The organism is Erythrobacter sp. EC-HK427 (genome assembly GCF_902498745.1).
Lineage (GTDB): Bacteria > Pseudomonadota > Alphaproteobacteria > Sphingomonadales > Sphingomonadaceae > Alteraurantiacibacter.
In genome coordinates this window covers 1-11580 of record NZ_LR701477.1, presented here as the reverse complement: position 1 = coordinate 11580, position 11580 = coordinate 1, and the positions used below count along the sequence as shown (strand labels likewise).

Here is an 11580-nt window from a genome sequence, read left to right as displayed (position 1 = left end):
GGGGGTGGCGGCGCGGGGGTGGCGGCTTCTTCCGCCAAAGCATCGTGCAGCAGCGCGCCCATTTCCGCCGCGCCAGCCTTGGGCAGGGGCATCAGCGAACTCGCGCCGTTCTTGCCGCCCGATTGGACAGTGCCGATATGCACCGCGACAGGGCGGCGGCTCACCGCCGGGCCGAGGCCGAGGAAATGCCCGCATTGCAGATCACGGATGCGCTCTGCCTGCTTGCGGTCCATGCCGAGCAAATCGGCGGCGCGCTGCATATCGATATCGAGGAAGGTGCGCCCCATCAGGAAGTTGCTCGCTTCCGCCGCGACGTTTTTGGCGAGCTTTGCCAGACGTTGCGTCGCGACAATTCCGGCAAGCCCGCGCTTCCTGCCGCGGCACATCAGATTGGTCATCGCCGAGAGAGTCATCCGGCGGGTATCCTCCGCCATTTCTCCTGCGGCAGAAGGCGCAAACATCTGCGCTTCGTCCACCACCACCAGCGCGGGATACCAGTGCTCGCGCGGCGCATCGAACAGGGCGGTGAGGAAAGCGGCAGCGCAGCGGATCTGCTGTTCGACTTCGAGATCGTCGAGCGCCAGCACAACACTCGCCCGGTGCTGCCGGATACGCCCCGCCAACGCCTCGATCTCGCGCACCGAATATTTGCCGCCTTCGATCACCACGTGATCATGAAAGTCGGCGAGGCTGGTGAAATCGCCCTCGGGGTCAATCACCACCTGTTGCACCAAGTGTGCACTCTGTTCGAGCAGGCGGCGCAGCAGGTGTGACTTCCCGCTGCCCGAATTGCCCTGCACCAGCAGGCGCGTGGCAAGCAGCTCTTCCACGTCGATTGGCACGGGGGTGCCGTGCGGATCGGTGCCGATGTCGATTGTCGCGTCCACGCGGGCGACGATAGGCAGGCGCGGCGATTCCGCCTAGCGAGGCGGCGCTGTTATCCAGTGAATTGCGGCGCGCGGATACGAAAACGCCGGAGCATGTCTTCCCTGCCCCGGCGCTTTTCACCCAGTCCTAGTTCTAGAATTCGACGCTAATCCGCCCGTAAAGGAACCGCCCGCTGAAGCCGAAAGGCGACTGCGAGGAATAGGGCAGGAAGCTGGTATTGAGGCCGTAATTCACCCCGTTCACCGTGCCGAAGGGCAGGCGATCGGGATATTCGTCGAGCAGATTATTCGCGCCCACGGCAATCTGCACCGATTCGAGCACGTTGTAGCGCGCTTCCAGATCGACCACCCATTTCGGCGTCAGCGTCTGGTCACCCGGCGCATCGCCTTCATCGATAGTGATATCGTTGCGGATCGAGGCTGCCGACACGCCATCGGGCAGGAACACGCTGCCGAAGCGGTTGGCGTTGACCGTCAGACCAAACGGCTCGCGGTCAAAAGTCAGGCCCAGATTGAGCTTGTTGCTCGGCTGGCCATCGGTGAGGCGGAAGCTCTCCTGCCGGGCGAACAGCCGGTCGGCAGTAAAGCCGCTAAACACCCGCCGGTCGGTGATTTCGGTGTCGTTGATGTTGTAGCCTGCGGTTAGTGTTAGCGATCCGCCCAGTACATCGGGGATGCGGTAGCTGCCGACGATGTCGAGGCCTTGGGTTCGGGTATCGATGCCATTGATGAAGAAGCGCGCCGAGGAACCGGCCACGCCCGCCTGCTGCAACAGCGCCAGCACGTCCGCCCCTTGCAGGTTTTCGGTCAGCACGATGCGGTCGGTGATCTCGATATTGTAGTAGTCGATGGTGACGTTGAGACGCGGGATCATGGTGAAGACAATGCCGGCGCTGATATTCACCGATTCTTCGGGTTCGAGCGGTTCCGCACCCAGCGCAATCGCGATGGGCGATTCCACCGGGAAGGTGCCGATTTCGATCAACTGGCCGCCGACATTGTTCGTCGAGGTGGTGGAGAAGAATTGCTGCGCCATGCCGGGCGCGCGGAAGCCGGTCGAAGCCGAGCCGCGGAAGGCGAGGCCTTCCACCGGTTCAAGCCTTGCTGCGATCTTGCTGTTGAAGGTGCTGCCGAAGTCCGAGAAATCCTCGAACCGTCCGGCCAGCTGCACGTTCAGCCAGTCGGTGAAATCATTGTCGATTTCGGCATAGAGCGCGAAGCTGTCACGCGAGGCATCCACCGCGGTGGTTGGGGAGAAGCCGGGGAAGACCTGCGCACCGGGCGCAGAACCGTTGGAGAAGAAGAACGGCCCGGCGACATAGCTGCCCTCTTCACCGGGAACGATCCGGTAATTCTCGTTGCGCCACTCGCCGCCCACGGCCAGTGAGGTGTCGCCGATTCCGAGATCGAAATCGCGCTGCACGTCCAGATTGAGCGCGGTCTGGCCCGAACGCAGGCCGCCCGCTTCAAATTCGGTCGGGCTGACATCGCCGCCCAAGGATGCGTTCCAGGTGTTGGTGATGCGGTAGTCGAGCCGGTTTGATCCGTAGCCGAGCGACAGATCAAGGTTCCAGCCGCCGGTCTCGCCGCGCACGCCGACAAAGCCGGAAATGTCCTCAATGCTGCTGTTGATCAGCGGCAGGAAGCCGTCGGGATAGAAGGGTTGTCCGCCATTCGCCCAGTCGGCATTGCGCGCGTCGAGCGAGCGGCGATAGAAACCCGCGCCATTGCCTTCGCGGTTGCCGTAGCTGCCGAAAGCATAGAGCTCGAAATCGGTGCCCAGATCGACGCCAGCATTAGCGAAGAAATTAAAATCTTCCGATTGGCCATCGCCAAAGCGGTGGCTGTAGCGGTCAAACGTGGTTTCGCGCGGATCGCCAAGGCCCGCATATTGCCGCCGGATATCGGGGCCGGAACGGTTGGTCGGCTCGCGGTTGCGATACTCGGCGGTCAGGTTGAGATAGGCCGTATCGCCCACCGGCACCCCGAAATTGGTTGCCAGCGTATAGGTATCGCCATCACGGCGGGTGCGGTCTTCCCCGGTGTAGGTAATCACCGGCAGTTCGCTCCCGCTGGTGGTGGTCGTCGGCGCGACCGAGGCGACTTGGTCAACCCCTTCCAGCGAGGTGATGTAGCGGCCATAGGTTGCCTGCGCTCGCCCGCCCTCGCGGGTTTTGAGGCGGATATTGATCACCCCAGCAATCGCGTCCGAACCATATTGCGAGGATGCCCCGTCGCGCAGCACTTCGATCCGTTCGATTGCCAGCGCGGGAATGGTGTTCATGTCCACCGCTGACGAGCCGCGTCCGACCGAACCGTTCAGATTGAGCAGCGAAGACAAGTGGCGGCGGCGGCCATTGACCAGCACCAGCGTCTGGTCAGGCGCGAGGCCGCGCAAAGTGGCGGGGCGCAGCGAATCGGTGCCGTCGGTGAGCGAGGGCTGCGGGAAGTTGAACGAGGGGACGAGATTGTTGAGCAGCCGGTTCGTTTCCACCGCGCCCTGGTTGAGCAGCGTTTCGGAGGTGATCACATCCACCGGAACGGTGCTGTCGGCCACGGTACGGTCGGTACGGCGCGTGCCGGTGACGATGATCGTGGGTTCATCTGCTGCCGGATCGGTCGAGCCGGTGTCTTGCGCGATGGCGGATTGTGAAAGCGATGCGAATGCCAGTGCGGCGATGGCGCAGCCTGCGCGAAACGATTGCCGTGAAGTCAACATAAGGGTCTCCATGCTTCGGCTCTGCAGCAGCCGTGCAGGATTGTTACGGCAAGATTACAACTTGCAGAATATCCAATCGCAAACCGCCCTATTTCCGCAAGAAGTGGTGCTCTCGCGCCACAGAAGGGGTCAGGCGGCGCTTTGCAGCCGGTCGATCCGGCACACCATGCCGGCGCCCTGTTCGGCATGGACTTTGAGCATGGAAAGCGTCGTGTGCAGGTCTTCCGCCACTGCGCGGCATCCGGTATCATAGTCGCGCTTGCCGAGGCCGGGCACGAAGCGGGCCTCCATGTGCAGGGTTACGGTGCAGTTCCGGGCGTCCACCGGCGTGATGCAATACCGATAATTCTTAGAGACGACATAGCCGGTGCGCGGCGTGGCTTGCGTGTCGAGTGCGAGCACCCGCCCGGGCTCCGCCTCGGTCACAACGAGCGTGCGCACGCATTCCGGCTCGCTGTGCAAATGCAGGCGGAAACGCCCCGGCGCAATCGTTTCGAGACGGCCCGCAGCGCGCTTCCAAAAGGTGGGAGCAGCCGGGTTGACGAGCCCGAACAACTCATCCGCCGCGCAGGCAATGTCCATGGCCAGCGTGAAGCTGACCATGCCGGCGTGTGCAGGCTTTGCTTTGAACAGGCCGAACATTGGCATTTCCCCTTCGCGTGGACGGAGGGTGGTACGAACCGCGCCTTAAAATGCGCCGCGCAAACATGGTTAAGCGGGGTTAACCAGACATTCCGGTCAGCACCGCTCGCCTGCCAGAATCATCTGGCGGCGCAGGCCCTTCTGGTTGATGTTCTGGATTTCGATGCCGGGGTGCGCGTTAACTTCGAGGATCATCGGGCCGTCATTTTCATCGATGATGATGTCGACGCCCAAATAGCCCAGACCAATCGCCGCGCTGCATTTGGAGGCCATTTCCAGCACCGTGTCCCACTCGGGCACCTGGAAGCCGATTAGCAGGGCACCGGAATCGGGGTGGTGGGTGATCTCCTCCCCCACGCACATGGCGCGGGTGATGATGCCGGTATCGATATCCACCGCCGCCCCGATGGCGCGCTGGTGCAGGTTCGCCTTGCCGTCCGAGGCCTTGGTCGGAATGCGCATCATCGCCATCAGCGGATGCTCGCGCAAGCTGATGACGCGCACGTCTGGCAGACCTTCGGGCACCAGTTCGAGGATGCGCTTGTCCGCGCGGATCAGCGGTTCGATCAGCGCCGCGTCCTCGGCATTGTCGCCCGAGAACGCGCCGTCGACGATGCGGCGCAGATGGTTCATCACGTCGGTCGGCGTCAGCTTTGTGCCCGAACCCTTGAACCAATCGTTCCCCTCGCGCCGCAGCGCCAGCAGAATGCCGTCGCCCTGGCTCCCTCGCGCCGGTTTGATTGCCCAGCTTTGGCCCAGATCCCGCACCGGATCGAAATCAAGCAGATCCCCATAGCTGGAGATTACGGCGATCGTGCCCGTAGTTGTTACGCCGCCGGCGTTGAGGGCTACTTTCGCTCCGACTTTGTCGCGGGCCAATTCGATTGCCGAACGCGGGTTGTATTTCGCGATGATCGCGTTGCGCAGGTTGATGCCCAGGATCTCGTCCAGATCCCCCTTCGCCGGCACTTTCAACGGCCGGTTCGCTGCGGGCGATGCCGTTCCAGCTGCCGAAGACCGGCTGCGGAATGGCAGCAATTGCGGGAATGTCCACTTGCGCGAGGGCGGGCTGGCGGACGGCGTCGCCGGTGGCGGCAGCGTCTGCGTCCCGCTCGTCAAGGGCGAGGGCGGCCTTTGCATTGCGTCTTCCTTCAAGCCAGATCGGGGCAAAGCGTTTGATTTCAGAGAGGCGCAGGCCGCGATACCGCCCCAACAGGGCAATCGCGAGCCCGGCAAATCCGGGCAGCACCAGCGGCGAGATTTCGATGAGCGCCAGTGCGACGCGGCTGACCATCACGAACTGGATGACGATCGCCAGAATAAACGTGCTCATGGCGATGTGGAACGCTTCCCACGCGCCGTCCTTTTCCCACTGGCGATACCAGCGTTCGACCACCAGCGCGGTCACCACCACGGGGAAGGCGTCGACTTGCAGCTCGGTTTCGAACACGACTTGCAAGCCTGCCAGCACGAACACCACAAAGCTGATCAGCACGCCGAGGAAGCCCACACGGGTCATCCGCAGCTTGAGCAGGGTGGGTGCCACAAGCATCCCCACGCCGACTGCCGAAACCAGCACCAGCGGGCCGTAGATCGGGCCGATTTGCAGGAAGGCGATTGCGATCAGCATCGGGGTGAAAAGGCCGAAGGCCTTCATCCCCACAAAGCTGCGCGCCATCACCACCAGAAACGCGCCGATGGGCAGCGCCATCAGCAGGTTGGACGGCTTCATGCCCCACACTTGATAAGAAACTGCCGCCTCGCCCATGCTTTGCGGCATGTACAGCGCGTTGGAGGTGTTGCTGATGCCGAGCACCGCCAGCAGCCCGATTACACTGAAAACGGCCGCGCCGATCAGGGCGGGCCGTTTGATCTGCGGGGTCGCTTTGGACAGCACCCGTCGCAGTTTGCGCAGGCGGCTGATCCGGTATTTGCGCAGCAGCTTAGAAAACATAGCCCACGCTCAGGCTGACGCGGTAGCCGCGCCGATCACGCAGCGGATCATTGCTTTCGCCGAAGATATACTTCGCCTCGGCCTCGATCCGCCACGGGCCGGGCCACCACAGCAGCTCGACTTCGGGAACGATTTGCGTGTCGCTGCGCGCGCTGAGATCCGGCGTCAGCCGCCCGTCAAAGCGGGTGTGGCGCAGCTCGATGGCTGGGCGCACGCGGATATCGCTGGTGACCGGGCGGGTGTAGGAGAGGCTGGCCGACTGCCGGTCATAACCGCGCAAGGGATTGTCCGAAGTGATATCCTCCAGCCGGAAATCGGCGGCGATGTAGTGATAGCGCCCGATACGGTGGCGGTATTCGGCGTCCACGCGCCAGCCATCGCCGGTAGAGGCGGTGCCGCCGGGTCCTGCGCCATCGTCATATTCGCGATCCCGCCAGGTGCCGCGCAGCCGCACGCGGTGCGCCGCTTCGGGCTGGTATTCGAGCTGGAGTGAAACCTGCTTTTCGTCGGTGTCGGCAGCTTCGATGGTGACGAGATCGTCATACAGCCGCCCGCGCAGTTCCACGCCCCAGCCATCGCCCAGATCGCGCGTATATTGCACCGTCAGCCGGTCTCGGTTGAAGCCATCGCGTCCGGTGGCAGAGCCGAAGCGGGCTACTTCGATGCGGTCGGCTTCGATCCGCACTTCGTTGACCCCGTCGCCGAGTGTCACGCCGATCTGGCCGCGCAGATAGCCGCCATCGCCATTGATGATCAGCTCGTCATCCTGGTCTTCGCTTTCGGACAGAACAACGCCCGCTTCGATCCGCGCGAAGGGATCGAATTCCCAGCCGCGCGGGGCTTCCTGCGCTGCGGCGGGCGCGGACAGCAGGACGCCAGCCAGCAGCAGAGCGACCGCGCTGCGCAACACGCCGGAAAGCAAGGCGAAAAGAGGAAACAACCCGTGCATCACCCCGTGGCTTTACGGGGGGGGTGGTTTACGAATGGCTAACCGTAACGCGAAAGATTTTACAACGCGCCGTCCGCACAGCGCGCCAGAACGCTTGGCACCGTGGACCGGCTACCCTTTCCCGCGGGTTTTCGTCTTCCCGTTGCGGGCATTGTCCTCGATGAATTTGATGATGACGCCCGCCACATCCTTGCCGGTCGCCTTCTCGATTCCCTCCAGTCCGGGGGAGGAATTGACTTCCATGATGACGGGGCCGTGATTGCTGCGCAGCATATCCACCCCGCACACATTCAGCCCCATATGCTTGGCCGCGCGCACCGCGGTGGAGCGTTCTTCCGGGGTAATCTTGATCACCTCGGCGCTGCCGCCACGATGCAGATTGGAACGGAAATCATCCGCCGCGCCGGTGCGCTTCATCGCCGCGACCACTTTGCCGCCCACCACCAGCGCGCGGATATCGGTGCCGCCCGCTTCCTTGATGAATTCCTGCACGAGGATGTTCACATTCGCCCCGCGAAACGCTTCGATAACCGATTTGGCACTCGACATGGTCTCTGCAAGAACCACTCCGATACCTTGCGTGCCTTCGAGCAACTTGATGACGACCGGCGGGCCTTTGACTGCCTTGATGATCTCCTCCGCCGCCTTGGGATCATTGGCATAGGCGGTCAGCGGCAGGCCGAGGCCGTGCTTGGCGAGGATTTGCAAGGACCGCAGCTTGTCGCGGCTGCGCCCGATGGCGACGCTTTCGTTCAAGGGCCAGCAGCCGCCCATTTCGAACTGCCGCAGCACCGCCAGCCCGTAATGCGTAATCGAGGCGCCGATGCGCGGGATCACCGCGTCATAGCCCGCCAGCGTCTGCCCGTTATAGGTCAGCGTCGGGCGATGGCTGGCGATATTCACCATGCAGCGGGTGGTGTTGAGGATATCGAGCGTGTGCCCGTGTTCCTCCGCCGCCGCGGCCAGACGTCTGTGGGAATACAGATCCGGATTGCGGGCGAGCATGGCGATCTTCATGCAGCGTTCCTCTCAGCCGCCGGAATTGTGCGCCAGCGGTTTTATGGCTTGTGCCCTCGGACGGGCTCCATCCCCGGCGTTTGCAGCCACGAATGCCCCGAATCGACGACAAAGCGCCGTCTAAGCGAGGATCGCCCGATAAGCATCGGGAATTTCATATCCGACCGGTTGGCCAGGCTGATTTCCACGCGGTGCGTCTTGTTACCAATCGTAAGCGGCGTCTTGATGACATAGCGCCGCTGGGTTTCGCCATTGGAACTGGTGATACCGCGAATATCGACATGGACGGCCTCGCAAGTGTGCCGGACGCCGCCCCAATCGACGCAAAAGCGCACGAACTTCTGCCCGTCCCGCTCGAAATGTTCGAGCACCTGCGCGTGCAGCGAGGAGGTGCGCGCCCCGGTGTCGATCTTGGCGGGCACGCCGGTGAGGCCGAGCTCGGGCAGATCGACCAGCTCGCGCCACCCGACAAGATCGGTGGGCGAGGGTTTGGCTTTGCGGGATTTGGGCTTGGCGGAAGAGTGTGCGGTCATTGGGGGGTTGGAGCATGGGAGTGAGCGAGTTGCGAAGTCAAAGCTGTGGTGCCTTTGTAGTGATGGCAATTTGCCTTTAATTGGGGATCCTACAACCCGCGATTTAACTTCTTTTCAGCGAGACCTTAATGATTAGGATGATTGTTTGGTCATCCAGTCTTTCCGTGAGTTAAATATTGGAATTGTTACGCATGGCCATTTCTAGTTTGGCAGTCGCCTCTTGGATGCGTTGGAAAACTTGCGGGAGGCAACGTCGCTCAGACTTCATTGCCTCCACCATTCTGCAAGCTTCATCCGTGGTTATGCTGATAGTCGCGCAACCTTGGTCAAGACGCATATCGATGACGAATTCTTGCCCATTCCGTCGAGCATCTATCTGTGGAAACCCTGGTGTGCCGAGACAGTTTTCGCTGGCATCATGAACCAATGCAAGCGCCACTGCAGCACAGAGATCGCCGCTACTGATGCCTAGCTGGTCATAATACATACTCGATTGCCCTTTAAGTTAGCAGGAAAGCCCAATTGATATCATAGCGCACTCTACAGCGGCAGCCGACCAATTCAATTTCTGGCGCACCTAAAGACTGATCTCCGGGATACATCATTCTTGCGCCCGTCACTGGCGAAACAAAATGTTGATCAAAACCCACAACACGTTGACCATCGAGCGCCTTATGCGAAGGCCGCACCCGCTCATCACCACAGGTATCCCAAATTCGTGTTACAGCTTGTTCTGGAAGCCCGCTCCTTTCAATTGCGGCCCTTATAGCACACCAACCAGATCGATTGAGAGCAGCAAGCATTTCGGTTTGAGCTATCAAATCAGCTTTCTGCTTGATCAGCTTTGATTCAAAGCGATTTACAAGCAGGACAATTTTCTCGTCGGGGAATTTAGCCCCTTCACGCAGCGCTCGCCGCATAGAGCGATCATGGCGCTTATCGCGCTGGCCGAAGTTGAAATAGTCCTCTGTGAGTGAGCGTAAGCAGTGCTCGAAATGCAAAACAGTGCTTCTTTCCACTTCATTGAGCTCAACGAGCGCCCCTTCTCGCTTGCCTGATCCTTGGTTTATTCGGCCAGCTAATTCGAGACCGACTTTTCGTGGATTGTCACCTCTTTGTAACCCGTCTGCGACTTTATCTTGAACTCTTTCGCGCCAATGTGAGCCAAGATCTTCCAGAATGCTTCGAGACTTTGTCCTTAGCCAGCTCTCCGCGGCACTGTCCCTAAACTTGATCATTATTCACCTTATGAATAGCGCTCGCATAAAACCGTATGCTACCCACCCCAATCAAATCGGATTCCCGTCCTTATCGCGGTAAATCTCCCGCCGGCCGACATGGTTTGCCGGGCCGACCAGCCCGTCTTCCTCCATCCGCTCGATCCACTTCGCGGCGGTGTTGTAGCCCACGCCCATCTGGCGTTGCAGCCAGCTGCCGCTCGCCTTCTGGTTTTCGATCACCATCTGGCACGCCTGACGGTATTTGCGTTCTTCGGGATTGTCCGATCCGGTAAATTCGTCCTCGAAGGCAAAGCCGCCGTCTTCGGGTTCCTGCGTCACACTGTCGATATATTGCGGGCTGCCCTGCTTGCGCCAGTGTTCGGCCACGCGCTCGACTTCCTCGTCGCTCACGAACGGGCCGTGCACGCGGGTGATCGAACCGGAGAGCGGCTTGTAGAGCATATCGCCCTTGCCCAGCAATTGCTCTGCGCCCTGTTCGCCGATGATCGTGCGGCTGTCGATGCGGCTGGAGACGGCAAAGCTGATGCGGGTGGGCAGGTTCGCCTTGATGACGCCGGTGATGACATCGACGCTGGGGCGCTGCGTTGCGGTAATCACGTGGATGCCCGCCGCGCGGCTCTTTTGGCACAGGCGCTGGAGCATTCCTTCGATTTCCTTGCCAACGACCAGCATCAGATCGGCGAGCTCGTCCACGATCACCACGATCTGCGGCAGCACTTCGTATTCGAGCAGTTCTTCCTCGATAATCGCCTCGCCGGTTTCGGGATCGAAGCCCGTTTGCACCGTGCGTTGCAGCGGCTTGCCCTTGGCGGCGGCGGCGCGGACGCGTTCGTTGAAGCCCGCCAGATTGCGCGCGCCGACATCGCTCATCATGCGATAGCGCCGCTCCATTTCCTCGACCGCCCATTTGAGCGCACGCACCGCCTTGGGCGGCTCGGTCACCACTTCGGCGAGAAGGTGCGGGATATGCTCGTAGCTCTTCAATTCGAGCACTTTGGGATCGATCAGGATCAGGCGGCATTCGGTCGGCGTGAAGCGGTAGAGCAGGCTGCACAGGATCGTGTTGAGCCCCACCGATTTGCCCGAGCCGGTGGTGCCCGCCACCAGCAGATGCGGCATGGCGGCAAGGTCTTCGACAATCGGATCGCCCGAAATGTTCTTGCCCAGAATGATCGGCAAGCTGCCCTTGTGCGCGGCGAAGGCTTCGCTTTCCACCATTTCGCGGAAATTCACCGTCTGCCGGTGGGCGTTGGGCAATTCGATGCCCATCACGGTTTTGCCGGGGATGGAGGCGACGCGCGCGCTGATCGCGGACATATTCCGGGCGATATCTTCGGCCAGACCGATCACGCGGCTGGCCTTGATGCCCGCGGCAGGTTCCAGTTCGTACATGGTGACAACGGGGCCGGTTTTGACCGCGGTGATTTCCCCCTTCACGTTGAAATCGTCGAGGACGTTTTCCAGCAGCCGCGCATTGCGTTCCAGCGCCAACTTGTCGACCGGCGGGACTTTGCTGTTGTCGACCGCGTCGAGCAGCTCGACGCTCGGCAAATCATAATCCGCGAACAGATCTTTCTGGTTCGCCTTGGCGGCGGGGCGCGCGCGGGGCGGGGGCGCAGCGGGATCGACGATTTCGGG

Annotated in this window: 11 protein-coding genes; all 11 read right to left on the bottom strand. The window is 61.4% G+C overall.

Annotated features, from left to right (window positions below):
• Nucleotides 1-887, bottom strand: an 887-nt coding sequence (locus GC121_RS00055; protein ID WP_151971923.1) for an ATP-binding protein, incomplete at its 3' end; no start/stop codon positions are given.
• A gap of 133 nt (nucleotides 888-1020) precedes the next feature.
• Nucleotides 1021-3606 (bottom strand): TonB-dependent siderophore receptor, encoded by a 2586-nt coding sequence (locus GC121_RS00050; protein WP_151971921.1) that lies wholly within the window; start codon nucleotides 3604-3606, stop codon nucleotides 1021-1023.
• Nucleotides 3607-3735: 129 nt separating this feature from the next.
• Nucleotides 3736-4248, bottom strand: coding sequence for an SRPBCC family protein (locus GC121_RS00045; protein WP_151971919.1), 513 nt, complete (start codon nucleotides 4246-4248; stop codon nucleotides 3736-3738).
• A 96-nt stretch (nucleotides 4249-4344) separates the two neighbouring features.
• Entirely contained in the window at nucleotides 4345-5127 is a 783-nt protein-coding gene (locus GC121_RS15160; protein WP_234421036.1) for a sugar-transfer associated ATP-grasp domain-containing protein, read from the bottom strand.
• Complete coding sequence (locus GC121_RS00035; protein ID WP_151971915.1) at nucleotides 5027-6202, bottom strand: 7TM domain-containing protein; 1176 nt, start codon at nucleotides 6200-6202, stop codon at nucleotides 5027-5029. Before GC121_RS00035 ends, GC121_RS15160 begins: the two co-directional genes overlap by 101 nt.
• Nucleotides 6192-7151: a hypothetical protein gene (locus tag GC121_RS00030; protein WP_151971913.1), complete on the bottom strand. Its 960-nt coding sequence runs from the start codon at nucleotides 7149-7151 to the stop codon at nucleotides 6192-6194. The genes GC121_RS00035 and GC121_RS00030 overlap by 11 nt, the downstream gene beginning before the upstream one ends.
• Before the next feature lie 111 nt (nucleotides 7152-7262).
• On the bottom strand, nucleotides 7263-8168 hold the full coding sequence (gene rimK, locus GC121_RS00025; RefSeq protein WP_151971911.1) for a 30S ribosomal protein S6--L-glutamate ligase: 906 nt from the start codon (nucleotides 8166-8168) through the stop codon (nucleotides 7263-7265).
• Nucleotides 8169-8209: 41 nt separating this feature from the next.
• Nucleotides 8210-8701, bottom strand: coding sequence for a RimK/LysX family protein (locus tag GC121_RS00020; protein ID WP_151971909.1), 492 nt, complete (start codon nucleotides 8699-8701; stop codon nucleotides 8210-8212).
• Nucleotides 8702-8870: 169 nt separating this feature from the next.
• Nucleotides 8871-9188 (bottom strand): hypothetical protein, encoded by a 318-nt coding sequence (locus GC121_RS00015; RefSeq protein ID WP_151971907.1) that lies wholly within the window; start codon nucleotides 9186-9188, stop codon nucleotides 8871-8873.
• 13 nt (nucleotides 9189-9201) lie between these two features.
• Nucleotides 9202-9939, bottom strand: a complete 738-nt coding sequence (locus tag GC121_RS00010; protein ID WP_151971905.1) for a phage minor head protein — start codon at nucleotides 9937-9939, stop codon at nucleotides 9202-9204.
• A 51-nt stretch (nucleotides 9940-9990) separates the two neighbouring features.
• Nucleotides 9991-11580: DNA translocase FtsK (locus tag GC121_RS00005; protein ID WP_151971903.1), on the bottom strand; the 1590-nt coding region annotated here is incomplete at its 5' end.